General features: G+C 58.8%; 28 protein-coding genes and 1 tRNA gene. 18 read left to right on the plus strand and 11 right to left on the minus strand.

Translation table 11 applies throughout. The annotated features are described in order from the left end of the window. Positions 1-15: 15 nt before the first annotated feature. The 10 genes from QRN10_RS17285 to QRN10_RS17330 all read right to left on the minus strand — a co-directional run bounded on the left by QRN10_RS17285 (position 16) and on the right by QRN10_RS17330 (position 8,518). Positions 16-195: a hypothetical protein gene (locus tag QRN10_RS17285; protein WP_502941431.1), complete on the minus strand. Its 180-nt coding sequence runs from the start codon at positions 193-195 to the stop codon at positions 16-18. 93 nt (positions 196-288) lie between these two features. After that, a complete protein-coding gene (locus tag QRN10_RS17290) occupies positions 289-1,131 on the minus strand; it encodes a coiled-coil domain-containing protein (RefSeq protein WP_285428768.1) in 843 nt (280 codons plus the stop codon). 98 nt (positions 1,132-1,229) lie between these two features. Further along, complete coding sequence (locus tag QRN10_RS17295; protein ID WP_285428769.1) at positions 1,230-4,118, minus strand: DUF927 domain-containing protein; 2,889 nt, start codon at positions 4,116-4,118, stop codon at positions 1,230-1,232. Then, positions 4,115-4,387, minus strand: a complete 273-nt coding sequence (locus tag QRN10_RS17300; RefSeq protein WP_285428770.1) for a DUF3077 domain-containing protein — start codon at positions 4,385-4,387, stop codon at positions 4,115-4,117. Before QRN10_RS17300 ends, QRN10_RS17295 begins: the two co-directional genes overlap by 4 nt. Beyond that, positions 4,384-4,668, minus strand: a complete 285-nt coding sequence (locus tag QRN10_RS17305) for a hypothetical protein (RefSeq protein ID WP_285428771.1) — start codon at positions 4,666-4,668, stop codon at positions 4,384-4,386. Before QRN10_RS17305 ends, QRN10_RS17300 begins: the two co-directional genes overlap by 4 nt. Before the next feature lie 530 nt (positions 4,669-5,198). Continuing rightward, positions 5,199-5,504 (minus strand): hypothetical protein, encoded by a 306-nt coding sequence (locus QRN10_RS17310; protein ID WP_285428772.1) that lies wholly within the window; start codon positions 5,502-5,504, stop codon positions 5,199-5,201. Beyond that, positions 5,501-5,755, minus strand: a complete 255-nt coding sequence (locus QRN10_RS17315) for a helix-turn-helix transcriptional regulator (RefSeq protein WP_285428773.1) — start codon at positions 5,753-5,755, stop codon at positions 5,501-5,503. The genes QRN10_RS17310 and QRN10_RS17315 overlap by 4 nt, the downstream gene beginning before the upstream one ends. Positions 5,756-5,835: 80 nt before the next feature. Then, positions 5,836-6,780 (minus strand): hypothetical protein, encoded by a 945-nt coding sequence (locus tag QRN10_RS17320; protein ID WP_285428774.1) that lies wholly within the window; start codon positions 6,778-6,780, stop codon positions 5,836-5,838. 246 nt (positions 6,781-7,026) lie between these two features. Then, positions 7,027-8,268: a tyrosine-type recombinase/integrase gene (locus QRN10_RS17325; RefSeq protein WP_285428775.1), complete on the minus strand. Its 1,242-nt coding sequence runs from the start codon at positions 8,266-8,268 to the stop codon at positions 7,027-7,029. Between the two features lie 165 nt (positions 8,269-8,433). After that, positions 8,434-8,518 (minus strand) — tRNA-Leu (locus tag QRN10_RS17330). Between the two features lie 108 nt (positions 8,519-8,626). On the opposite strand from QRN10_RS17330, the gene queA reads away from it, so the two are divergent. The 6 genes from queA (at position 8,627) to QRN10_RS17360 (ending at position 14,700) form a co-directional block, all read left to right on the plus strand. Then, positions 8,627-9,676, plus strand: coding sequence for a tRNA preQ1(34) S-adenosylmethionine ribosyltransferase-isomerase QueA (gene queA, locus QRN10_RS17335; RefSeq protein WP_285428776.1), 1,050 nt, complete (start codon positions 8,627-8,629; stop codon positions 9,674-9,676). 5 nt (positions 9,677-9,681) lie between these two features. Further along, positions 9,682-10,797 carry a tRNA guanosine(34) transglycosylase Tgt gene (gene tgt / locus QRN10_RS17340; RefSeq protein WP_010565220.1) on the plus strand — a complete coding sequence of 372 codons (1,116 nt, stop codon included), beginning with the start codon at positions 9,682-9,684 and terminating at the stop codon, positions 10,795-10,797. Positions 10,798-10,840: 43 nt separating this feature from the next. After that, on the plus strand, positions 10,841-11,179 hold the full coding sequence (gene yajC / locus QRN10_RS17345; RefSeq protein WP_003175975.1) for a preprotein translocase subunit YajC: 339 nt from the start codon (positions 10,841-10,843) through the stop codon (positions 11,177-11,179). A gap of 62 nt (positions 11,180-11,241) precedes the next feature. Then, positions 11,242-13,110, plus strand: coding sequence for a protein translocase subunit SecD (gene secD / locus QRN10_RS17350; RefSeq protein ID WP_253509284.1), 1,869 nt, complete (start codon positions 11,242-11,244; stop codon positions 13,108-13,110). Between the two features lie 9 nt (positions 13,111-13,119). Continuing rightward, positions 13,120-14,034 (plus strand): protein translocase subunit SecF, encoded by a 915-nt coding sequence (secF, locus tag QRN10_RS17355; RefSeq protein WP_181078675.1) that lies wholly within the window; start codon positions 13,120-13,122, stop codon positions 14,032-14,034. Between the two features lie 123 nt (positions 14,035-14,157). After that, entirely contained in the window at positions 14,158-14,700 is a 543-nt protein-coding gene (locus QRN10_RS17360) for a glycine zipper 2TM domain-containing protein (RefSeq protein WP_034100446.1), read from the plus strand. 160 nt (positions 14,701-14,860) lie between these two features. On the opposite strand, the gene suhB is transcribed toward QRN10_RS17360, so the two are convergent. Then, complete coding sequence (suhB, locus tag QRN10_RS17365; protein ID WP_003175971.1) at positions 14,861-15,676, minus strand: type III secretion system regulator SuhB; 816 nt, start codon at positions 15,674-15,676, stop codon at positions 14,861-14,863. Between the two features lie 145 nt (positions 15,677-15,821). Between suhB and trmJ the strand changes: the two genes are divergently transcribed. From trmJ to rlmN, 12 genes are all read left to right on the plus strand, one after another. After that, positions 15,822-16,592 (plus strand): tRNA (cytosine(32)/uridine(32)-2'-O)-methyltransferase TrmJ, encoded by a 771-nt coding sequence (gene trmJ, locus QRN10_RS17370; RefSeq protein WP_253509282.1) that lies wholly within the window; start codon positions 15,822-15,824, stop codon positions 16,590-16,592. 2 nt (positions 16,593-16,594) lie between these two features. Next, positions 16,595-17,377, plus strand: a complete 783-nt coding sequence (gene cysE / locus QRN10_RS17375; RefSeq protein ID WP_181078672.1) for a serine O-acetyltransferase — start codon at positions 16,595-16,597, stop codon at positions 17,375-17,377. Between the two features lie 239 nt (positions 17,378-17,616). Next, on the plus strand, positions 17,617-18,108 hold the full coding sequence (gene iscR, locus QRN10_RS17380; protein WP_003194020.1) for a Fe-S cluster assembly transcriptional regulator IscR: 492 nt from the start codon (positions 17,617-17,619) through the stop codon (positions 18,106-18,108). A gap of 50 nt (positions 18,109-18,158) precedes the next feature. Beyond that, positions 18,159-19,373: an IscS subfamily cysteine desulfurase gene (locus QRN10_RS17385; protein WP_181078668.1), complete on the plus strand. Its 1,215-nt coding sequence runs from the start codon at positions 18,159-18,161 to the stop codon at positions 19,371-19,373. 99 nt (positions 19,374-19,472) lie between these two features. Further along, entirely contained in the window at positions 19,473-19,859 is a 387-nt protein-coding gene (gene iscU, locus QRN10_RS17390) for a Fe-S cluster assembly scaffold IscU (protein WP_028617851.1), read from the plus strand. Positions 19,860-19,887: 28 nt separating this feature from the next. Continuing rightward, positions 19,888-20,211, plus strand: a complete 324-nt coding sequence (gene iscA, locus QRN10_RS17395; RefSeq protein ID WP_010565230.1) for an iron-sulfur cluster assembly protein IscA — start codon at positions 19,888-19,890, stop codon at positions 20,209-20,211. A gap of 8 nt (positions 20,212-20,219) precedes the next feature. Further along, on the plus strand, positions 20,220-20,741 hold the full coding sequence (gene hscB / locus QRN10_RS17400; protein WP_181078666.1) for a co-chaperone HscB: 522 nt from the start codon (positions 20,220-20,222) through the stop codon (positions 20,739-20,741). Between the two features lie 50 nt (positions 20,742-20,791). Beyond that, on the plus strand, positions 20,792-22,654 hold the full coding sequence (gene hscA, locus QRN10_RS17405) for a Fe-S protein assembly chaperone HscA (protein WP_181078664.1): 1,863 nt from the start codon (positions 20,792-20,794) through the stop codon (positions 22,652-22,654). Positions 22,655-22,657: 3 nt separating this feature from the next. After that, positions 22,658-22,999: an ISC system 2Fe-2S type ferredoxin gene (fdx, locus tag QRN10_RS17410; RefSeq protein ID WP_285428777.1), complete on the plus strand. Its 342-nt coding sequence runs from the start codon at positions 22,658-22,660 to the stop codon at positions 22,997-22,999. 14 nt (positions 23,000-23,013) lie between these two features. Continuing rightward, positions 23,014-23,214, plus strand: a complete 201-nt coding sequence (iscX, locus tag QRN10_RS17415) for a Fe-S cluster assembly protein IscX (protein ID WP_034100428.1) — start codon at positions 23,014-23,016, stop codon at positions 23,212-23,214. A 92-nt stretch (positions 23,215-23,306) separates the two neighbouring features. Continuing rightward, positions 23,307-23,732 carry a nucleoside-diphosphate kinase gene (gene ndk, locus QRN10_RS17420; RefSeq protein WP_034100426.1) on the plus strand — a complete coding sequence of 142 codons (426 nt, stop codon included), beginning with the start codon at positions 23,307-23,309 and terminating at the stop codon, positions 23,730-23,732. A gap of 28 nt (positions 23,733-23,760) precedes the next feature. Further along, positions 23,761-24,909 (plus strand): dual-specificity RNA methyltransferase RlmN, encoded by a 1,149-nt coding sequence (gene rlmN / locus QRN10_RS17425; protein WP_034100424.1) that lies wholly within the window; start codon positions 23,761-23,763, stop codon positions 24,907-24,909. The last annotated feature ends 11 nt before the right edge of the window (positions 24,910-24,920 follow it).

Consider the following 24,920-nt stretch of genomic DNA (forward strand, 5'->3'; position numbering starts at 1 on the left):
GCTTCCGCTTCTTTACTATCCGTCCTTTCTTTTGAGCTGAAGGTCAATGAAATCAAGCTCCGCCTTGATTGCATCAATTGTCAGTGTTTCGACTTTAGTATCTTTGTTTGCTCTCGTACTGAGCTTTTTTATGCCGGCCAAGACGACAATTATCCCGTTTAAATGAAGCTTTCGGGCCTTCAGGTAATCTGGCATCTGTGCGCTGTTCTGTGGTGGTTTGTTCATGATTGGACCGATGGTAGGCCCGAAGCAACCAGCCCTCGCCGGTTGCTTCGGGGTAGGTTTGGGTTAGGCGGCCAGCAGGTCAAGCAGGCTGTGTTGGTGTGAACGATCCACGAGTTCGCGCCAGGTCCAGCTTCCAAAGTGCTCGCCCAGTTCAGGTATATCCAGCTTCATCAGTGCAACCGGGTCACGATTAATCAGGTTGCGTGCGGCCCACAGCTTGCCGCCGGTCTCCAGCAGTGTTTTGGCGGCCTCATTCCACTGTTCTTCCAGCACAGTGTTCGCCAGGTGAGCCGCTTTATTCTCTATCTCGGTGCGTTCCTTTTGTGCCTCTGTGATATGCAGATCAATCGTCACCAGCTCCTGCTCCAGTGCGGTGATGAGCAGTTGTTGGCGGCGGTGATGCTCAGCCGCAGCCGTGAGGTTTTTTGCTGCCTTTTGAGCTTCTGCGTTAGCCGCTTTTTCGCCCTCTACATCGCCCCAGGCGACAGCCTGTGCATAAGCGGTGGCCGCGTCCGTTTCAGCTTGTCGAGCTTTTGCCATGTCTTCCTGATCGCTCTGGCGGACCTGCTGCAATCGGGTCTCGATGCTGCTGCGCTTTTCGTTGAGTTCCATCTCGTCGGCTTTCCAGTTCGCCATATCGCTGAGATATCCCGCAGCCAAGCTCTCACGGTTTGCCAATCTCTCAAGGCGATGAATCTTTTGATTCAGGTTGCTGATCTCCAGATTTCGCGAGTCGATGCGTCTTTTGTGATCGTTGATTTCATCCTGCACGGCTCGTTGACGGCCCTGCTGGATAACCTCCGGGCTTTCCAGCGCCTCTTCGAAGGGAGCCAGGTCACCCTGAATGCTCTCCACTTCGAGGGTCAGTTGGTCGCGGCGGTCTTTCAATTCTTGGATAGTGTTCATCTGTATTGTCTCTGGGTACTGCGGTTAATAGGGATGGTTGTCGAATGGCTGGCAAGGCCGGTAATGAGCCGGCGCTACCTCGATCAGCAGGCTCGCCGTCAGGCGGCCTTGGCCTCGCCTTCGTCCGTTCCTGGAACGGTCTTCACCACGTAGCAGCGCTGGGGCCCTAACCCGGGCAGACGGATCAAGCTGTAGGCCTTGCCGTCACTACCCGGCTCAAGCACGCCGCGTTGCAGCAACTCCTTGTTCACCGCACTGATGTTCATGCCTTTGAAGATCTCGGTCCTCCAGGCTTCAGGCAGTACGTAATAGGTGTTGGTGGTGTGCAGGGCGTCGCCCATGCCGTGTTCCAGCGTCTTGCGAAAGCCCAACCGATCAATCGTGCGCGGCCCGTGCTCATCGAGCTTGGCGGCGGCGGATTCCCAGCGGGTAAAGCGGCTTTCTCCAAACCGCTCGATGACCTGGCGCAGCCGCGCCAAGATCGCATCGCCCTCGAAGTTTCCGGCGCCGCCGCGTTCGGCCAGCCACGCATGCAGACACACCCGGGCGGCGGTCGTGGCTGTCCCATCCGTCCAGCCGGTAACACCAAAGGCGGTAGCCAACTCTCCGGCCGCTGCTGCGAGACCGAAGCGAAGGGCGGCACGTTGTGCTTGTCCACTGGCAGAGGCGGGCAGGTTTTGGGTGATGAACTGCTCCACCGTGCGGCGCACGATCACCGACCATCTGAGCATTTCTCCAGGCGCGCACAGTGCGTGCAGGAAAGCGGTGAGGGGAGTGCCGTAGTATTTGGCTACGCGAGCCTTGAGTGCGTCGGAGAGGGCGGCAGCATCCTCAAAACCGTTCAGCACATCGAACATGCCAAGGCCTTTGCTTGCATCCGCAGGCACTGCGAGCATGCGTACCTCCATACCGGCCTTCAGCTCCTTGTTGGCATCCGCCATGTGCTGTGCCAACGTCTTCTCGCCGGTCGAGAGAAAGAGCAAACGCCACTCCTGTACCTGTCGGCCCGCTTGTCCTCGATCATTTGCTCTGGCCTTACCGGTGCCGTTGCCGAGCATGTACACCGTCTCGCCAATAATGCGTGGGTCACACATGCCGATTTCATCCAGCACCAGGAGACCGTCTGAGTGCGCAGCGGCGATGGACTCCAGGGCGTTATCCGTGGAGCGCCACGAACGCACCAGGCGCGGCCCGCCATAAACCGACGCAGCGACTTGCAGGTGAGTGGTCTTGCCCCCGGAGCTATCGCCATACAGGTGGAAGCCACCCGACTCATGACCTAGCAGGTTCAGCAGAGGCCCTGCAAAGGCCACAGAGACGACAAACGCCAAGCGATGGTTACCAACGCACAGGGCGCCGATTTGCTGCTGCCACTGCTCCAGAGAGCCCGCCTCGCTGATTGGTGGCAGCTGGGCACCGGCCTCATAAAAATGCAGGTGTTCGGCGTGCGAGCCAATCTGTTGTTCGGGCAATAGAAACGCCTTGTCGTGCCAGCCCAAGCGCGTTACCAAGCGTGCGCGCTGGGCGCTGTCGAAGCCGCCGAGATAACTCTGCAGATCATTGCGTGCGTTACGCCCGGATCGACTTCCTGCAAGGCGCAAACCCATATCTACCAGTGGACCAAGTACATCCTTGCCGAAGTCGCCGGTCATGGTTCGGGCTGGAATGTTCCAACGTTTTTTAGCGCCGTCCGGGTCATCGAATTCGACCAACAAGCCCCAGTTGTGGCCCTTGTCGTCGCGAGTGCGAGCGATGATTTCGAGAGGCGAACACACAGGACGCGCCTCGCCATCATCGCCGGAATAAAACACCCCTTCGGGCGTCAGGCGAAAGCCGCCCGGCAACAGGTCATTTTTCGATTTCGCAGGACGTTTGGCGGGTGCCTTGGCCTTCGGTTGTTGAGGCTCAGTGGTCTCAGTAACACTTTCGAAAAGCTCACCGCCGCGCACCAGCTCGGCGACGTGCCCAGCGGTCCAGCCTTTGGCTAACGCGTCCGCTGCATCGTCGCCTTCCACCCATTTTCCACCCTTGATGAGCGTGGGGTTTCCACCTTTGCTGCTGGGCTTGAGCTTGAACACGTCGAGCGAGATTCGTTGCACTGAAGCGGCGCCCAGCTCAATCAACTTGAGCTCGATAGCGTCCATGCACGCCGTGCCGCTGGCATCGTTATCCGGCCATAGCACCACAGTGCGCCCTTTGAGTGGCATCAGGTCGGCTTTGTGCCAGGAGTTCGAGCCGTTCGGCCAGCAGGTGGCTACGTAATCCGGCATCAGTTCGGCGGCGGCGTCAGCAGCCTTTTCGCCTTCACACAGCACCACAGGCGCATCGGCGCGCTGTGCCAGCTCATCCAGGCGCAGCAGTGGCCGAGGCTCGGGCAACCCCTGCCAGCGCCATTGTGTGGTTTGGCCATCGGAGCGCTTGCACCAGGTCAACGGCGCAAAGACCTTTCGCGGCTTGCCGTCTTCATCGGGGCCCAGGTCGAAACGATACAGCGCCATGACCGGCCGGCCCTGAGCATTCCGATAGATCCACACTTTGGACGGAACACCGTGTTGCCGGTGTTTGGCTGGACACTTGTTCATGGCCTCGACTGGGATCGGTTGAATCGCGATCCACTCCGGCGTTGCGCTCTTGGCCGGTGCGCTTTTGGTTGTCGCGGAGCCAGCGGAAACGCTGAGCAGATCCGCCAGCTTTTTGCATGCATCAACGTCCGTGTCGCCGTCGATGTAGCGCACCAGGTCAATCAGGTCGCCGCCCTTGTCGCCGGTAGCAAAATCCGCCCAGTTGCCTTTGCTCAAATTGACCTTGAGTGAGCCTGCGCGTTTGTCCGTGCGCGTGGGGTTCGGTGCGGTGTACTCCTTTCCGCCGTCGACACGTTTGCCGTTCGGCAGCCAGTGAGTAAGGACGCGTTCGATGTTCTTCAAGGCAGCGCTTTTTACGTCGGCAAAGCTGGGACGTTTTGAGGTGTTGCCGGTGCGCTGAGTCATGGCGTTGTCCTCGTTGCATACAGCGCATCGTTCACGTCATCGATCAGCGCTTTTGCCATTTCGCCCAGGTAGAGAGCAGGCCAACTGAACCGCTCGCCCTCGTTACTCATGGCTGCGTCGAGGGTCAGTTGATTGGCGTAGTACTGAAACAGCGATATCGCTTCAAGCGCTTCCTCGATTGGCACGCCTTCATTGACCCTAAACAGCTTTCGAGTACCGCTGGCAACGCATGAGAATTCGGTACTTCCGAGAGTCTTGGCAGTGTTCACAGGGCACCGCCTTTCTGGGCTATTGGCACAGAGGAGGCATCACCGTACATGGTGAGTGTTTTGATAAGGCCCAAGGTGCCGCGCACGTCCCAAATAACGGACGACAGCACGCGGTTGGAAAGTAGGGGTTTATCGCCGTCTAAGTGATCTTCCAAAAGCATGAGAACTGAATCGGCACGGTCGAGCGCGCAGGTGATGGCGTCGATAGGTAGGCCGGCTTCAGCGTCTGGGCTGACGCAGAGCAGATCCTCGGGTAATGAAAAGCCTGGGAGCATGCTCATTGGGCACCTCCTGCGGATTCCAAGGCTCGCGCTTTGGACATATGGGCGTTGTAACGGGAGAGGCGTGTAGCGAGGCTGGAGTTGGCGTGTAAAGCGGCGAGAGCCATTGCTCGATGAGCAGCGGCGCGAATTTTGGACGGATTGAGGACGTGCATGGGGCGAAACTCCTATTGTTGAGGAGCTGCCACACTTCGTCGCCAAACGAATTAGGGTGGCAGCTGTGCGCAGGTTGGCGAACCGGGACAATAGGAACCCGGCAGACCCGAAGGTCTCCCACGCACAGCCGCCATAACGCGTGAATGCGGGCACAAAAAAAGCGCCTGCAATCGTAATGGGGGCGCCTGTGCGCCTATTGTAGGTCGGGTCGCCAAACCCGGTCGCTGAATTTGCAGCGACAGACAGAGAGTAACGCCCGTTTTTTGAAAGTGCAACTGTGTGGATCGCTTGCGGATTTTTTCGATGCGGCATAAATTGACCAAGCATGTAGATTCACCTCAACGCCTCCGGTTGCCGCCGGGGGCGTTTTCGTTTCAGGCATGGACTTCCCAGCGAAGGGAGACAAAGGGCAGCAGGTCGCCTTCGAGGCAGGCGCGTGCATCCTCGTAGGCGTCGATTTGTTGGCCTTCGTCGACGATGATTGCTCGCGGGGCTTGGCAGGGAACTGATAGTGCGCACCAGATGCCATCTGCCCATCGCATCACCATGACGTCCCGATTCAGGCGTTTTTGCTCTGTGCGGTGGCGCTCAAAACGCTGCATAGCTCGTGATGAGAAACCCACTTTTCTGAGTACAGAAAAGGGCTGCAAGATGGCCCTGTTGGCGACACGATTTTTCATGCTGCCACCTGATCGCGGGCAGCGATTCGTGCGCGTGTCCATGCCTGAACTTCCCCCAAGACCCATGCAACCGGAGCACTTCGTGCATTGCTGTTACTCAGCTTTACCGGCAACGGGAATCCGCTTTCAGGTTGACGCATAAGCTTGTAGATAGTCGGGCGTGCGAGCCCTACGATTGAAATGACATCGGGCATGCGGATGAGGGTCATTGAGGGGTCATGCGAGGGAATTGCTTTTAATACGGTAGTCATAGCGAGCTAACCCTTTGTTAATTGAGACAACGGGTCATACGCTACGCAGGGGAGGGGGAGTGGACTGTGTCTGCTCCCTTTTATTTCAGAGGTCTAAGGCCTAGAGCGGTCAAATGCTCTCGAATGGTTTTTTTTGTTCCGTTGCCCGCCTGATCGAAAAGCAGATTGGTCAGTTCAGCATCGGAGAGAGTGCGCTTTTCACATTTCCGACCACTGATGATTTGCTCTGCGGCTGCCTTGATTTTTGCTCGCCTATCCATAGCGGCGGTTTTTATCGCTGAGCTGGGATTGCGGTTCCCATTGCCTGCTTCCTGGCCCCTCTTCGTCGCCTTTGTCGAAAATGCGTCGTCGAGAATTCGATGCATCAGGCTTGATGTGTTGAAGCCTTTTTTAAACACATCCATTTGCTCCACTTGGCGATAAAGGCTCGCCATCAACAAAGCCTGGTTAGCCTCACCTAACAACGTGGCGAAGTCTTCTCGCGCTCGGATTTCGTTTCCGCTACTGCGGTCCCGCTCTTTTTCGATCAGAGCAAGGTACTGGCGGGGTGAGTCATTTCTCAGTTGCTCTATCAGGTCTGCATCAATGGCGTAGGTCGCGAGTTCAAGGTCGAATAGCCAATTTGCGAGCTTCTCAACGGCCTGCGTTCCAAGTACCAGGGCGTAGGTAGCCACGAGCTGTGAGTCTGCTGCGGAACGGCTGACCCGAATGAGCCCTCGAATCACGCTTGGCAATGAGCCTGCTTCCGCAGAGTCGGCATGGTCGTAGATGGCATCATGTACGGAGTAAAGGGTTCGTGTGACCAATTCTGCATCTGGGGAGTAGGAACCCTCCTCAAGCCAGAACGATGTGGCGGTGTTGATCAGATCAAAGGCACCTTTGAAGTGTTCTTTGAACTGCGGAAACAGCGCAAGATTGCGAACGGCTGCCTCGACGTCGTCCTGATCCCACACCATGCACGTTACGTCGAAACCTGCGATTTCGAGTTCGAGCTCTTCTGCCTCGATGCCCCGCTCAAAGTCCATTTAAATCTCCCCACCGCCCCGAAGCCGGTAGGCTGTTACAGCGATTCGCAAACGGAAACGCCGATGCCAGCAGGCTTGAGGGTGTGGCCTTTCTGTAACACGACTGCTCGATGTAACACGTGGTGCTCAGAAGCTTTGCAGTGCGTGTAACGCTCAATATATTCAATAAATACAATGGGTTATTGGTAGTCGTAACACGCGTAACACCCGTAACACGATTTTTGAGGGGGTGTAGGGTTAACGCCTTCACACGGCCTTCCCAAACTGACCTTGCACTGCATTTCCGGCCACTAGGGAATCAAGATGATCGGCGTACCATTGCATCATTTTTACACGTTGCTCAAAGTATTGAGCCTTGTTGTATACCCCCGAGATGCCTTCCTCTTTGTGAGCCAGCTGCGCTTCAACATGTTCCTTCGGCCAGCCATGCTCTCGAAGTAACGTGCTCGCGGTGTGTCGAGTACCGTGTCCTACTAGACGCCCTTTGTAGCCGATGGTGGCGAAGACTTTGTTGATTGTGTTTTCGCTGATGGTTGGGTTCTTTGCTCCGACGCCGGGGAAAAGCCAGCGACTCCGTCCCGTTAAACAGTGCAGATCCCTCAGTGCTGTAACGGCTTGGTGGGGAAGGGGGCATACAAAATCCCGGCGCATCTTCATCTTGGCAGCAGGCGTCGTCCAAATGGCCTTCTCAAGGTCGAACTCTTTCCATTCAGCCAAGCGGACCATGCCTGGGCGGGATGCCGTCCAGATACAAAGCCATGCGGCGGTACGTGCCGTCAGTCTGCTCGGAGTGTTTTTGAGTGCTTGGAGGAACTCAGCGAGTTCAGGCTCCAGCAAGTGTGGATGCTGCTGAGTCTTGGGCGCCTGGGCGGCAATGTCGCGAAGGCGGCTGCCCGGATCGTTTTCGGTGAGTCCTAAACCAATCGCTCGGCCGAAGATTTGGTTGATCCAGGTGCGGCACTTTTCTGCCACGTTGTGAGCGTCTCTAGCTTCGAGGGATGCCTGGAGATCTGCACAGTCGGTACGAGTGATTTCGTCGAGGGGCTTATCTCCCAATGCGGGGAGTATGTCCTTGTCGAGGTAGGTGCGGATTTTATGAAGGGTAGATGGGGCGAGGCCTTTTTCTTCTTTGGCCTTTAGCCAAGCTTCAGCAGCAGCTCGAAACGTTCGGGCCTTGGCCGCATCGATTGCAGCTTTAGCGGAACGTTTCTGCTCAAGGGGATCGGCGCCGCTGCTTACTACCTTGCGTAGATCGGCAGCTTTGTCTCTTGCCAGCCCACCACTGACCTCTGGGTAACCCCCGAGCCCCATCCAAGCCCAATTGCCTGCCGGACGTTTGTAGCGTAGCTGCCAGGATTTACCACCATCAGGTTTGACCCTGAAGTAAAGGCCGTTTCCGTCTAGCTCCCGGTATTCCTTTGACTCCGGCTCCAGCCCTGCAAGCGTCGTGTCTGCGAGAGGGCGGCGCTTGATATCTGCGCGCTTCATCCTTGTATCCCAAAGTTCGGTATTTTTCTCAGGATACAAGCAGGGATACAGGGATACAACGGATAAGGGGATACAGAGGTAGATAGCCAGACACAAAAAAACCGGCTCAAGTGGCCGGTTTCTCTGGTGCTGAGAGTCTGGTAGAGACTTTCAGATACTGCTATATGGTGCCCCGAGGGAGACTCGAACTCCCACTCCTTTCGAAAACGGATTTTGAATCCGCCGCGTCTACCAATTCCGCCATCAGGGCTCAATGGCGGCGAAGTATAGAGAGGTGATTACCGTTGGTCAATCACGTTTCATGGTCAATTTTGACTATTTCCGCTAGACTTCCCGGCCCTGCTAGACGAACCCCATCATGCGCGTTGCTGACTTTACTTTTGAGCTCCCTGATTCGCTGATCGCTCGCCACCCGTTGGCCGAGCGTCGCGCCAGTCGACTGCTGACCCTGGACGGGCCGAGCGGTGCCCTCGCACACCGTCAATTCACTGATTTGCTTGAGCATTTACGCCCGGGCGATTTGATGGTGTTCAACAATACCCGGGTGATTCCGGCGCGGCTGTTCGGCCAGAAAGCCTCCGGCGGCAAGCTGGAAATTCTGGTGGAAAGGGTGCTGGACAGCCATCGCGTGCTGGCCCATGTGCGCTCCAGCAAGTCGCCGAAACCAGGGTCGAGCATCTTGATCGATGGGGGTGGCGAAGCCGAGATGGTGGCGCGTCATGATGCCTTGTTCGAGCTCAAGTTCGCCGAGGAGGTCTTGCCGTTGCTGGAGCGCGTCGGCCATATGCCGTTGCCTCCTTATATAGACCGCCCGGATGACGACGCCGACCGCGAGCGCTACCAGACCGTGTACTCCCAGCGCCTGGGTGCGGTGGCCGCGCCGACCGCCGGGCTGCATTTCGACCAGCCGCTGCTTGAGGCGATCGCCGCCAAGGGCGTCGAGACCGCCTATGTCACCCTGCACGTGGGGGCCGGCACGTTTCAGCCGGTGCGTGTGGAGAACATCGAAGACCATCACATGCACAGCGAGTGGCTGGAGGTCAGCCAGGACGTGGTGGACGCAGTCAATGCGTGCAAAGCGCGCGGCGGGCGGGTGGTCGCGGTCGGCACCACCAGCGTGCGCTCCCTGGAAAGCGCGGCGCGCGATGGCGTGCTCAAGCCGTTCAGCGGCGACACGAATATCTTCATTTACCCAGGCCGGCCGTTCCATGTGGTCGATTGCCTGGTCACCAACTTCCATTTGCCGGAATCCACGCTGTTGATGCTGGTGTCGGCATTTGCCGGTTACCCCGAGACCATGGCCGCCTACCAGGCCGCCATCGCCAATGAGTACCGTTTTTTCAGCTACGGTGATGCGATGTTCATCACCCGTAACCCGGCGCCGCGCGGCCCGGAGGAACAACTATGAGTCGTATGTCGTTTGAATTGCTGGCCACCGACGGCAAGGCCCGTCGCGGCCGCCTGACCTTCCCGCGCGGCACCGTGGAGACCCCGGCGTTCATGCCGGTCGGCACCTATGGCACCGTCAAGGGCATGCTGCCGCGCGACATCGTCGCCACCGGCGCCGAGATCATCCTCGGCAATACCTTCCACCTGTGGCTGCGCCCGGGCACGGAAGTGATCAAGAAGCATGGCGACCTGCATGATTTCATGAAATGGCAAGGTCCGATCCTCACCGACTCCGGTGGCTTCCAGGTGTTCAGCCTGGGCGCCATGCGCAAGATCAAGGAGGAGGGCGTGACCTTCGCCTCTCCGGTCGACGGTTCCAAGGTGTTCATGGGCCCGGAAGAGTCGATGCAGGTGCAGCGCGACCTGGGCTCCGACATCGTGATGATTTTCGACGAATGCACTCCGTACCCGGCCGATGAAGATGTCGCGCGGGTGTCCATGGAGTTGTCGCTGCGTTGGGCCCAGCGCTCGAAGAACGCCCATGGCGACAATACTGCGGCGCTGTTCGGTATCGTCCAGGGTGGCATGCATGAAAGCCTGCGCAAGCGTTCGCTGGAAGGCCTCGACAAGATCGGCTTCGACGGCCTGGCCATTGGCGGTCTGTCGGTGGGCGAGCCCAAGCACGAGATGATCAAGGTGCTGGATTACCTGCCGGGCCTGATGCCGGCTGACAAACCTCGTTACCTTATGGGCGTTGGCAAACCGGAGGATCTGGTAGAGGGTGTGCGCCGCGGTGTGGACATGTTCGATTGCGTGATGCCAACCCGTAATGCCCGCAATGGGCATCTGTTCATCGATACAGGCGTGCTGAAGATCCGTAACGCGTTCCATCGCCATGATGATTCGCCGCTGGATCCCACCTGTGACTGCTACACCTGCCAGAACTTCTCCCGTGCTTATCTGCACCATCTGGACAAGTGCGGGGAAATGCTGGGTAGCATGTTGAATACCATCCACAATTTGCGCCATTACCAAGTCCTGATGGCTGGTTTGCGCGAGGCTATTCAACAGGGTACATTGGCCGCCTTCGTCGATGCCTTCTATGCCAAGCGCGGGCTCCCTGTGCCGCCCTTGGACTGAGTTTCCCGACCCTAAGATTCACTATTTGCAACTGGAGTGCTAAATGAGCTTTTTTATCTCTAACGCCATGGCCGACGCCGCTGCGCCTGCCGCCGCGGGCCCTATGGGCGGTGGTTTCGAGTGGATTTTCCTGGTCGGCTTTCTGGTCATCTTCTACCTGATGATCTGGCGTCCACAGGCCAAGCGCGCCAAAGAGCAGAAGAACCTGCTGGGCAGCCTGCAGAAAGGCGACGAAGTCGTGACCACCGGCGGTATCGCCGGCAAGATCACCAAAGTGTCCGATGCTTTCGTGGTACTGGAAGTCTCCGATACCGTGGAAATGAAGTTCCAGAAGGGCGCCATCGCCGCCACGCTGCCTAAAGGCACGCTCAAAGCGATCTAAGTAACAACCTTTACCAATCGACGGGGCGCGCAAGGCGCCCCGCGTTATAAGCGGGCGGCGTGATGCTGAACAAATACCCTCTGTGGAAATACGTACTGATCCTGGCGGTGCTGGCGATCGGTTTTATTTATTCCGCTCCCAATCTCTACCCTGATGACCCGGCGATCCAGATCACTGGCGCCAGCACTTCGCTGCAGGTCAATCAGGCTGATCTGGACCGTGCGAGCAAGGCGCTCACCGACGCGGGTATCCAGGTCAAGGCGGCAACATTGGCGGCTGGTGCGAAGGGCGGCTTGCTGCGCCTGACCAAGCAGGAAGACCAATTGCCGGCCAAGGATGTCGTGCGCAAGGTCATGGGTGACGATTATGTAGTCGCGCTCAACCTGGCACAGACCACCCCGCAATGGTTGCGCAGCATTGGCGCGCACCCGATGAAGCTGGGCCTGGACTTGTCCGGTGGTGTGCACTTCCTGCTGGAAGTCGACATGGACAAAGCCCTCGACGCGCGCCTGAAGGTCTACGAAGGCGACGTGAAGAGCCTGCTGCGCAAAGAGAAGCTGCGTTATCGCAGCCTGCCGCAGCTCAACGGTGCCATCCAGCTGGGCTTCTCCGACGAGGCTTCCCGCGAACAGGCCCGTGCGCTGATCCGCAAGAACTTCAACGATTTCGACATCGTACCGGCTGACCTGAATGGCCAGGCTGTACTGCGTCTGGCGATGAGCCCGGCCAAGATCGCGGAAATCCGCGAATACTCCATCAAGCAGAACCTGACCACGGTGCGTAACCGCGTCAACGAGCTGGGTGTGGCCGAGCCGATCGTGCAGCGCCAGGGCGCCAACCGTATCGTGGTTGAGCTGCCGGGCGTGCAGGACACCGCTGAAGCCAAGCGTATCCTGGGCAAGACCGCCAACCTGGAATTCCGCCTGGCCGCCGAGCCGGGTGCTTCGCGCGCCACTTCCGAAGAGTTCGAGTTCCGCGAGGGCAACCGTCCTCCAGCGCTGATCGAGCGTGGCTTGATCATCACCGGTGACCAGGTGACCGATGCCAAGGCCGGTTTCGGCGAGCACGGTACTCCTGAAGTGAACATCCGCCTGGATGGCCACGGCGGCGAACTGATGAGCCGCGCCACGCGCAGCAACGTCGGCCGCAGCATGGCGGTTATCTTCATCGAGCAACGTCCGATCACCACCTACACCAAGCAAATGGTCAACGGCGTCGAGAAAGACGTGCCGGTGCAGTCGTTCAAGGAAGAGAAGAAGATCATCAGCCTGGCGACCATCCAGTCGCCGCTGGGTGCTCAGTTCCGCATCACCGGCCTGAACGGCCAGGGCGAATCGTCCGAGCTGGCGCTGCTGCTGCGCGCCGGTGGCCTGGCGGCGCCGATGTACTTCGCCGAAGAACGTACCATCGGCCCGAGCCTGGGTGCGGACAACATCACCAAGGGTATCGACGCGGCCTTGTGGGGCATGCTGTTCGTGTCGCTGTTCATCATCGCCATCTACCGCTTCTTCGGCATCATTGCCACCGTGGCCCTGGCGGGCAACATGGTGATGCTGCTGGCGCTGATGTCGCTGCTGGGGGCTACGCTGACTCTGCCAGGCATCGCCGGTATCGTACTCACCATGGGTATGGCGGTGGACGCCAACGTGCTGATCTTCTCGCGTATTCGTGAAGAGATCGCCGCCGGCATGACCGTGCAGCGCGCAATCAACGAAGGCTTCGGCCGGGCATTTACCGCGATTCTCGACTCCAACCTGACCACCTTGCTGGTCGGCGGGATTCTCTTTGCCATGGGCACCGGCCCGGTCAAAGGTTTTGCGGTGACCATGTCCCTGGGTATCTTTACCTCGATGTTCACGGCCATCATGGTGACCCGCGCAATGGTCAACCTGATCTTTGGCGGGCGTGACTTCAAGAAGTTGTGGATTTAAGGGGCTGCCATGTTACGTACAATCAACTTCATGGGCGTTCGCAACATTGCGTTCGGCGCCACAGTGCTCCTTACCGTTCTGGCATTGTTCAGCTGGTTCCATAAGGGGCTGAACTACGGGCTGGACTTCACCGGCGGTACGCTCATCGAGCTGACCTACGAGAAGCCGGCCGACGTTACCCTGGTGCGCAACGAGCTGGTCAAGGCCGGTTATCACGAAGCCATCGTGCAGAACTTCGGTGCCACCACCGACCTGCTGGTGCGCATGCCTGGCGAAGACCCGCAACTGGGTCATCAGGTCGCCGAGGCCTTGCAGAAGGTCGGTGGCGATAACCCGGCGTCGGTAAAGCGCGTCGAGTTCGTGGGGCCGCAGGTCGGTGAAGAGCTGCGCGACCAGGGCGGCCTCGGCATGCTGATGGCGCTGGTCGGCATCATGATCTACCTGGCGTTCCGCTTTCAGTGGAAGTTCGGTGTCGGCGCCATCGTGTCGCTGATCCACGACGTGATCGTGACCGTGGGTATCCTGGCCTATTTCCAGATTACCTTCGACCTGACCGTGCTGGCGGCGGTGCTGGCAATCATCGGTTACTCCCTTAACGACACCATCGTGGTATTCGACCGGGTTCGCGAGAACTTCCGCGTACTGCGCAAGGCGTCGTTGATCGAGAACATCAACATCTCCACCACCCAGACCCTGTTGCGGACCATGGCGACGTCGATCTCCACCTTGCTGGCGATCGCGGCGTTGATGATCTTCGGTGGCGACAACCTGTGGGGCTTTTCCCTGGCGCTGTTCATCGGCGTTCTGGCGGGCACCTACTCATCGATCTACATCGCCAACGTGGTGCTGATCTGGCTGAACCTCAACAGCGAAGACCTGATCCCTCCGACCACCACAGGCAAGGAGGTCGACGACCGTCCTTGATGGGCGCTTGTTGATCGCTGTTACAAAGAAGGCGCGAGTATTGAACTCGCGCCTTTTTTTTTGCTCCAAGGCTGGGTATAGCGCGGACCTTTCGGTCCGTTTGTGATGGTCAGGAGGTTCAACGTGAACAAGTCGTTACTGGTTGGTGCGGTATTGGGTGCTGTCGGTGTGACTGCCGGGGGTGCTGTCGCCACCTACAGCCTGGTAAAAAGCGGCCCTGAGTATGCGCAAGTACTGGCGGTGCAGCCGGTCAAGACCCAGATCAAAACCCCGCGTGAGGTCTGCAAGGACGTCACCGTGACCCGGCAGCGTCCGGTGCAGGATCAGCATCAAATTGCCGGTACCGTCGTAGGCGCCCTCGCAGGCGGCCTGTTGGGTAACCAGATCGGCGGCGGCAACGGTAAGAAACTGGCCACCGTGGCCGGCGCGGTCGGTGGCGGTTACGCCGGCAACAAGGTGCAGGAAGGTATGCAGAACCGCGATACCTACACCACCACGCAAACCCGCTGTAACACCGTCAACGACATCAGCGATAAGGTCGTAGGCTATGACGTGCGGTACACCTTGGATGGCAAGGAAGGTTCGGTGCGTATGGATCGTGATCCAGGCGGCCAGATTCCAGTCGACAAGGAAGGGCGTCTCGTCCTCGGTCAAAACCAGCAGTAATACTGGCCTGGGCGCAGATTCAAAAGGTCTGTGCGTTCAAAATGTGGGAGGGGCTTGCGCTCTCCCGCATTTGATTTGTGGCGCTGCTGGTATTTCGGCTCGCACCAAATCCCAGGCATAAAAAAGCACCCCGAAGGGTGCTTTTTTTGTGCTCGTTCGCTTAGCGCTTCAGCGACGCCGGCAGATGCGGCTGGATCGCCGTCAGTACTGCCTTGAAGCATTTGGTGTTCCCGGCAACCACGTGGCCTTTTTCCAGGAAATCGTGACCGCCGGTGAAGTCGCTCACCAGGCCGCCGGCTTCCTGAATCAACAGGGCGCCTGCCGCCATGTCCCACTCGGACAGGCCCGACTCCCAGAACGCATCAAAACGACCGGCAGCCACGTAGGCCAGGTCCAGGCTTGCCGCGCCGGCGCGACGGATGCCGGCGGTCTGGCCAACCAGGGCGCGGAACATGCCCAGGTAGTTTTCCAGGTTGTCCATCTGGTCGTCGCGGAATGGGAAGCCAGTGCCCAGAAGAGCGCCGTCCAGGCTGGTGCGACCGCTGACGCGCAGACGACGACCGTTCAGTTGAGCGCCACGGCCACGGCTGGCGGTGAATTCTTCCTGGCGAACCGGGTCGAGTACCACCGCGTGCTCAAGGCGACCACGGTATTTGCAGGCAATGCTCACGGCAAAGTGCGGGATGCCACGCAGAAAGTTGGTGGTGCCATCCAGTGGGTCGATGATCCACAGATAGTCTTCGCCTTCGCCGCTGCCTTTGTGCAAACCGGTTTCTTCGCCGAGGATGCCGTGGGTAGGGTAGGCCTTGCGCAGTGCGTCGATGATTTTCTGTTCGGCGGCGCGATCCACCTCGGATACATAATCCTTGGCGTCTTTTTCGTCGACCTTGATGGTATCCAGGCGCTCGATGGAGCGGAAGATCAATTCACTGGCGCTGCGGGCGGCGCGCAGCGCGATATTCAGCATGGGCTGCATGGATGTGTCACCTAAGGTTGTTAAAGAAAGCCGGGCATTCTAGCAGAAACTTTGTTCAGGTGAAGGACGACGTTCGCTTTCATGGCATAACCTTAGGCTGTTCTGTAAGATTTGCTCCCCTTTCCTGTGTCCGAGAGCGCCTCCCTTGCTGCAAAACATTCGTGTCGTCTTGGTCAATACCAGTCATCCCGGCAACATCGGTGGGGTGGCGCGAGCCATGAAGAACATGGGGCTGACGCGCCTGGTGCTGGTCGAGCCGCGTGTGTTCCCGCACCACGAGGCCGATGCGCGCGCCTCCGGCGCCAATGACATCCTGGAAAAGGCCCAGGTGGTCGCCACCCTGGAAGACGCCTTGGTTGGCTGCAACCTGGTGCTCGGCACCAGTGCGCGCGACCGCCGCATCCCCTGGCCGCTGCTGGACCCGCGTGAGTGCGGTACCAAGGTGGTGGAAGAAGCGGCCGGTGGCGCCGAAATCGCTTTGGTGTTCGGCCGTGAAGACTCCGGCCTGACCAATGAGGAGCTGCAGCGATGTCACTTCCATGTGCACATTCCATCAGACCCTGAATTCAGTTCGCTGAACCTCGGGGCGGCGGTGCAGGTGTTGAGTTACGAAGTGCGCATGGCCTGGCTGGCCGCTGAGGGTCAGCCGAGCAAGGTCGAGAAGGATGAAGTGGCGTCCACCAAAAGTGGCGAGCTGGCCACCATGGATGAGCTGGAGCGGTTCTATGAGCACCTGGAGCACACCCTGGTCACCATCGAATTCCTCGATCCTGAAAAGCCGCGGCACTTGATGGCCCGCCTGCGTCGCCTGTACGGGCGCAGCTCGATCAGTCGAGCGGAAATGAATATATTGCGTGGCATCCTCACGGAAACCCAGAAAGCGGCCCGTGGCGAGCTCCTTAAGCGGAAGGATTAAAAATGTTCGAGCGTCTGCGAGAAGATATCCAGAGTGTTTTCCACCGTGATCCGGCGGCGCGCAACGCCTTTGAAGTACTGACCTGCTACCCGGGCATGCACGCGATCTGGATCCATCGCCTGTCCGGTGCCTTGTGGAATATGGGCTGGAAATGGCTGGCGCGCCTGGTATCGAATTTCGGTCGCTGGCTCACCGGGATCGAGATTCACCCTGGAGCCAAGGTGGGACGCCGCTTCTTTATTGATCACGGCATGGGCATTGTCATCGGTGAAACCGCCGAGATCGGCGATGACGTGACGCTTTACCAGGGCGTCACTCTGGGGGGTACCAGCTGGAACAAGGGCAAGCGCCACCCCACGCTGGGCGATGGCGTGGTAGTTGGGGCGGGCGCCAAGGTGCTTGGCCCGTTTACCGTCGGCGCGGGGGCTAAAGTGGGTTCCAATGCGGTGGTGACTAAAGCGGTGCCGCCGGGTGCCACAGTGGTCGGTATCCCGGGGCGCATCATCGTCAAGCCGGAAGTCGGCGACGAGCAGGAGGCCAAGCGTAAGGCTATGGCCGAGAAAATCGGCTTCGACGCCTACGGTGTCAGCGAAGACATGCCCGACCCAGTGGCGCGCGCCATCGGCCAGTTGCTCGACCACCTGCAAGCGGTGGACGGCAAGCTGGACGGTATGTGCGGTGCGCTGAAGGAGCTGGGCAGCAGCTACTGTGCGAAAGAGCTGCCTGAACTGCGCGAAGAAGACTTCGCCGAGATCAAGAGTGAGCCTGCCACCAAGGCTGGCTGAGATCTTACATTCGCGGCAAGTTCAATGTAGGAGGGGGCATGCCCCTCCCACATTTGATCTCCATTGGTCTCGATATCGAGCCATCGCCCGGCTGCCGCTGTTCGTCCCCACCCCATCCTGCTATGATTCGCGCGCCCTTTTTACGGGTAATCCTGACTAAAGTACTAGGTCTTATAGTTGACTTAAATACTCGGGAATCGCATACTTGCTCCCATTCTGAAACACCTTGGTACTTGTCCATGAGACTGACTACAAAAGGCCGATACGCGGTAACCGCCATGCTTGATCTGGCTTTGCACGCGCAAACCGGGCCGGTGTCCCTGGCCGATATCTCCGAGCGCCAAGGCATTTCCCTGTCCTACCTTGAGCAGCTGTTCGCCAAATTGCGCCGCAGCAATCTGGTCTCAAGCGTACGTGGGCCAGGCGGTGGCTACCAGTTGTCCCGCGATATGCAGGGTATCCAGGTAGCCCAGGTGATCGACGCGGTCAACGAATCGGTCGATGCCACCAAATGCCAGGGGTTGGGTGACTGCCATGCCGGCGACACCTGCCTCACGCACCACCTGTGGTGTGACTTGAGCCTGCAGATCCATGAGTTTTTGAGTGGTATCAGCTTGGCTGATCTTGTGACTCGCCGTGAGGTGCAAGAAGTAGCCCAGCGTCAGGACCAGCGCCGTTGCAACACCAAGGCGCCGCGTCTGGACAAGATTGAAGCGTCCGCCGTCGAGTGACAGCCGCAGAGCTAACGGCACGCCAGCCAGCCTGATTTAGGAGAAAGTCCATGAAATTGCCGATTTACCTTGATTACTCAGCGACCACCCCGGTTGATCCGCGTGTCGCGCAAAAGATGAGCGAATGCCTGCTGGTTGACGGAAACTTCGGCAACCCGGCCTCCCGTTCCCACGTATTCGGCTGGAAAGCCGAGGAAGCGGTCGAGAACGCTCGTCGCCAGGTTGCCGACCTGGTTGGCGCGGACCCGCGTGAAATCGTCTGGACCTCCGGTGCCACCGAGTCCGACAACCTGGCAATCAAGGGCGCGGCGCATTTCTACGCGAGCAAAGGCAAGCACCTGATCACCACCAAGATAGAGCACAAGGCTGTCCTCGACACCATGCGCCAACTGGAGCGTGAAGGTTTCGAGGTGACTTACCTTGAGCCAACCACCGACGGTATCGTCACCCCGGCCATGATCGAAGCCGCGCTGCGTGAAGACACCATCCTGGTTTCCGTGATTCACGTGAACAACGAAATCGGCACCATTAACGATATCGCAGCCATTGGCGAGCTGACGCGCTCCAAAGGCATTCTGCTGCACGTCGACGCTGCTCAGTCCACCGGCAAGGTCGACATCGACCTGTCGAAGCTGAAAGTCGATCTGATGTCGTTCTCCGCTCACAAGACCTACGGTCCCAAAGGTATCGGTGCGCTCTACGTAAGCCGCAAGCCGCGCGTACGTATCGAAGCCACCATGCACGGCGGCGGTCACGAGCGCGGCATGCGTTCGGGCACCCTGGCGACCCACCAGATCGTCGGCATGGGTGAAGCCTTCCGTGTGGCCAAGGAAGACATGGCTGCCGAAAACGTGCGCATCAAGGCCTTGAGCGACCGCTTCTACAAGCAGGTCGAAAACCTCGAGGAGTTGTATGTCAACGGCAGCATGACCGCCCGCGTCCCGCACAACCTGAATTTGAGCTTCAACTATGTCGAAGGCGAGTCGCTGATCATGGCGCTCAAGGACCTGGCGGTTTCTTCTGGTTCTGCCTGCACCTCGGCTTCGCTTGAGCCTTCGTACGTACTGCGCGCCCTGGGCCGCAATGACGAACTGGCGCACAGCTCGATCCGCTTTACGTTCGGCCGTTTCACCACCGAAGAGCAAGTCGACTACGCCGCGCAGAAAGTCTGCGAAGCCGTCAACAAACTGCGTACTTTGTCGCCGCTGTGGGACATGTACAAAGACGGTGTCGACATTTCCAAGATCGAGTGGGCGGCACACTAACTATAGAAGCCGCCACCCAGGCTCTGTAGGAACGTGGCGCATACCGCAGGCGTTTCTACAGGGTTCCAGAGCGGCCCTGATGAGTGAGGATTCAGTACCATGGCTTACAGTGAAAAGGTCATCGACCACTACGAAAACCCCCGCAACGTCGGCAAGATGGACGCGGAAGACCCGGATGTAGGCACCGGCATGGTCGGCGCTCCGGCGTGCGGCGATGTCATGCGCCTGCAGATCAAGGTTAACGATGCCGGCGTTATCGAAGACGCCAAGTTCAAGACCTACGGTTGCGGTTCGGCCATCGCCTCCAGCTCCCTGGCGACTGAATGGATGAAAGGCAAGACCCTGGATGAGGCTGTAACCATCAGCAACACTCAGCTGGCCGAAGAACTGGCCTTGCCGCCCGTGAAAATTCACTGCTCGGTACTCGCTGAAGACGCCATCAAGGCGGCCGTTCGCGACTACAAGCAGAAGAAAGGCTTGATCTAAGCATTTGGCGACGAGTAAGGAGTCAACGATGGCTATCAGCATGACAGAAGCGGCTGCGCGGCACGTGCGACGCTCCCTGGATGGGCGCGGTAAAGGTGAGGGGATTCGTCTGGGTGTTCGCACCACGGGCTGTTCCGGCCTTGCCTACGTGCTGGAGTTTGTCGACGAGGTGGTTGCGGAAGATCAGGTGTTCGAGAGTCACGGCGAGAAAGTGATCATCGACCCTAAGAGCCTGACCTACCTGGACGGCACCGAACTCGATTTCGTCAAGGAAGGGTTGAACGAAGGTTTCAAGTTCAACAACCCCAACGTCCGCGGTGAATGTGGCTGCGGCGAAAGCTTCAACATCTGAGGCTATTCGTGGGTACTCCTTGTCATTTCGCTTTATTCGAGTTGCAGCCGAGCTTTCGGCTGGACCTTGAGCAGCTTGCCACGCGCTACCGAGAGTTGGCGCGTGGGGTGCATCCGGACCGCTTTGCCGACGCTTCCGAGCGCGAGCAACGCCTGGCGCTGGAGCAATCGGCCAGCCTCAACGAAGCCTATCAGACCCTCAAGAGTCCGCCGAAACGCGCGCGCTATCTGCTCGCGATGAACGGTGGCGAGTTGCCCCTGGAAGTCACGGTGCACGATCCCGACTTCCTGATGCAGCAGATGCAGTGGCGCGAAGAGCTCGAAGAGTTGCAGGACGAAGCCGATCTGGCGGGTGTCGCGGTCTTCAAGCGTCGTCTGAAAACGGCCCAGGATGAGCTCAACGAAAGCTTCGCAGCCTGTTGGGATGATGCAGCGCAACGTGAACAGGCCGAACGCCTGATGCGGCGCATGCAGTTCCTCGACAAGCTCTCCTACGAAGTGCGCCAGCTAGAAGAGCGCCTCGACGATTAACCCAGCGCTGCCCCGTTGCACGCCTGATTGACAGATAAGACCTGATTACCATGGCTCTACTGCAGATCGCCGAACCCGGCCAAAGCCCTCAACCGCACCAGCGACGCCTGGCGGTGGGGATTGACCTGGGCACCACCAATTCCCTGGTTGCTGCCTTGCGCAGCGGCCTGTCCGAGCCGTTGCCCGATGCCGATGGCCAGGTGATCCTGCCGTCTGCCGTGCGTTACCACGCCGATCGCGTCGAGGTCGGCGAATCCGCCAAGCTCGCGGCCTCGGCCGACCCGCTCAATACCGTGCTGTCGGTCAAGCGCCTGATGGGCCGTGGTCTGTCCGATGTGAAACAATTGGGTGACCAACTGCCTTATCGGTTTGTTGGCGGTGAGTCCCATATGCCATTCATCGACACCGTCCAGGGGCCGAAAAGCCCGGTGGAAGTGTCGGCAGAAATCCTCAAGGTGCTGCGCCAGCGCGCGGAAACAACCCTGGGCGGCGAGTTGGTCGGCGCGGTGATCACCGTGCCCGCGTACTTCGATGACGCGCAGCGTCAGGCCACCAAGGATGCGGCGAAGTTGGCCGGTCTCACTGTGCTGCGTTTGCTCAATGAGCCGACCGCGGCGGCCGTTGCCTATGGCCTGGACCAGCACGCCGAAGGCTTGGTCGCCATTTATGACCTGGGCGGCGGCACCTTTGATATCTCGATCCTGCGCCTGACCGGCGGTGTCTTCGAAGTGCTGGCCACCGGCGGCGACAGTGCCCTGGGCGGCGATGACTTCGATCACGCGATTGCGGGCTGGATCATCACCAGCGCTGGCTTGTCCGCCGATCTCGATCCAGGCGCGCAACGCAACCTGTTGCAAACGGCCTGTGCGGCAAAAGAAGCGTTGACTGACGCCGCATCCGTTGAAGTTTCCTACGGCGCCTGGTCGGCTCAACTGACTCGCGAGGCGTTCGATGCGCTGATCGAGCCGATGGTTGCCCGCAGCCTCAAGGCTTGCCGCCGCGCCGTACGTGATTCTGGTATCGAGCTCGAAGACGTGGGCGCAGTGGTGATGGTAGGCGGCTCCACCCGCGTTCCACGGGTCCGTGACGCCGTAGCAGAGGCGTTTGGCCGCCAGCCACTGACCGAAATCGACCCGGACCAGGTGGTCGCCATCGGCGCCGCCATCCAGGCCGATACCCTGGCAGGCAACAAGCGCGATGGCGGCGAATTGCTGCTGCTTGACGTGATTCCGTTGTCGCTGGGCCTGGAAACGATGGGTGGGCTGATGGAAAAGGTGATTCCGCGCAACACCACCATCCCCGTCGCCCGCGCCCAGGATTTCACCACGTACAAAGACGGCCAGACGGCCATGATGATTCACGTGCTCCAGGGCGAGCGCGAACTGATCAGCGATTGCCGCTCCCTGGCGCGCTTCGAATTGCGCGGCATTCCGGCGATGGTCGCCGGAGCTGCCAAGATTCGCGTGACCTTCCAGGTCGACGCCGATGGCCTGCTGAACGTGGCCGCGCGCGAACTGGGATCGGGCGTTGAAGCCAGTATCCAGGTCAAACCGTCCTACGGCCTCACCGACGGCGAAATCGCCAAGATGCTCAAGGATTCGTTCCAGCACGCCGGCGACGACAAGGTCGCCCGTGTGCTGCGCGAGCAACAAGTGGATGCCCAGCGCCTGCTCGAAGCGGTGCAGGGGGCGCTGGACGCCGATGGCGAGCGCCTGCTGGACGCCGAAGAGCGCATGGTCATCGACCTGCAGATGCAGGAACTGGCCGAACTGATGAAGGGTAACGATGGTTATGCCATCGAGCAGCAGACCAAGCGTCTGTCGCAAGTCACCGATGCCTTTGCCGCCCGCCGTATGGATCAGACGGTCAAAGCCGCGCTGGCGGGCCGCAACCTGAATGAAATTGAGGAATAACTGATGCCGCAGGTCACTTTTCTACCGCACGCCGAGCATTGCCCGGACGGCATGGTCGTGGAGGCTGAGCCCGGCAAGTCCCTTCTCGATGTCGCGCATGACAACCATATCGAGATCGAAAGTGCCTGTGGTGGTGTCAACGCGTGCACCACCTGCCACTGCATCATTCGTAAAGGTTTTGATAGCCTCAACGAGGCCGATGACCTGGAAGAAGACTATCTTGACAGGGCGTGGGGCCTTGAACCGACATCGCGCCTGAGCTGCCAGGCAAAAGTGGGAACTGAAGACCTCACCGTGGAAATCCCGAAATATTCGCTCAACCATGCGGCCGAAGCACCGCATTGATTCAAGGAAATGTCATGAGCCTGAAATGGGTTGATGTACAAGAAATCGCTATACAACTTGCTGAAGCTCACCCTGAGGTCAATCCTCTAACGGTCAACTTCGTCAAGTTGCGCAATTTGGTGTTGGAGCTGCCTGACTTTGACGACGTCCCGGACCGGGGCGGCGAAAAGGTTCTGGAGGCGATTCAAGGCCTGTGGATCGAAGAAGCAGACTGAGTCGCCTTTTTACGCAGTTAGGCAATACCCAATAACCCGCGTATAATTCGCGGGTTTAATTTTTCGTAAATTACCGTTTCTGGAGTTACACCATGGCTGTTCAACGTACTTTCTCCATCATCAAGCCTGACGCTGTTGCAAAAAACGTCATCGGCGAGATCACCACTCGTTTCGAAAAAGCCGGCCTGAAGGTTGTAGCCTCCAAGCTCAAGCAACTGTCCAAGGCTGAAGCTGAAGGCTTCTACGCTGAACACAAAGAGCGTGGTTTCTTCGGCGACCTGGTTGCTTTCATGATCTCCGGTCCAGTTGTCGTCCAGGTTCTGGAAGGCGAAAACGCTATCGCTCTGAACCGTGAGCTGATGGGCGCTACCAACCCTAAAGAAGCTGCTGCCGGTACCATCCGCGCCGATTTCGCTGAATCCATCGACGCCAACGCCGTACACGGTTCGGACTCCGAAGCCGCTGCTGCTCGCGAAATCTCGTACTTCTTCGCCGCTACCGAAGTAACCACTCGCTAAGCATCGGCTTAAGAGTGAAGGTGAATCCATGACTACATCGACTGTAAAAACCAACCTGCTGGGTCTGACTCAACAGGAAATGGAAAAATTCTTCGACTCAATCGGGGAGAAGCGTTTCCGTGCCGGTCAGGTAATGAAGTGGATTCACCACTTTGGCGTCGACGATTTCGACGCCATGACGAACGTCAGCAAAGCCTTGCGCGACAAGCTCAAGGCCATTGCCGAGGTGCGTGGTCCCGAAGTTGTCAGCGAGGACATTTCCAGCGACGGCACCCGTAAGTGGGTGGTGCGCGTGGCGTCCGGCAGCTGCGTCGAGACCGTTTATATCCCCCAGGGCAAGCGCGGCACACTGTGCGTTTCGTCCCAGGCAGGCTGTGCCCTGGATTGCAGTTTCTGCTCCACCGGCAAGCAAGGTTTCAATAGCAACCTCACCGCCGCCGAAGTGATCGGACAGGTGTGGATTGCCAACAAATCCTTTGGCAGCGTCCCGGCGACCGTCGACCGTGCCATCACCAACGTGGTGATGATGGGCATGGGTGAGCCGCTGCTGAACTTCGACAACGTCGTCTCGGCCATGCATTTGATGATGGACGACCTGGGCTACGGCATCTCCAAGCGCCGTGTGACCCTCTCGACCTCCGGCGTGGTGCCGATGATCGATGAGCTGTCCAAGCACATCGACGTCTCCCTGGCGTTGTCGCTGCACGCACCTAATGACGCATTGCGTAACCAATTGGTGCCGATCAACAAGAAGTATCCGCTTAAGATGCTGCTCGAATCCTGTCAGCGCTACATGTCGTCCCTGGGCGAAAAGCGCGTGCTGACCATCGAGTACACCTTGCTCAAGGACATCAACGACAAGGTCGAACACGCCGTCGAGATGATCGAGCTGCTTAAGAACATCCCGTGCAAGATCAACCTGATTCCGTTCAACCCGTTTCCCCATTCTGGCTACGAGCGGCCGAGCAACAACGCCATCCGTCGTTTCCAGGATCAACTGCACCAGGCCGGCTTCAATGTCACCGTACGCACCACCCGTGGTGAAGACATCGACGCCGCCTGTGGCCAATTGGTAGGACAGGTGCTGGATCGCACCCGACGCAGCGAACGTTATATCGCGGTACGCGAGCTGAGCGCCGCCGACGATATGCCGCAAAGCGCTGTGAATCGAACCTGAGAGAGGATCTC

Source organism: Pseudomonas sp. lyk4-R2A-8, assembly GCF_030209095.1.
Lineage (GTDB): Bacteria > Pseudomonadota > Gammaproteobacteria > Pseudomonadales > Pseudomonadaceae > Aquipseudomonas > Aquipseudomonas quebecensis.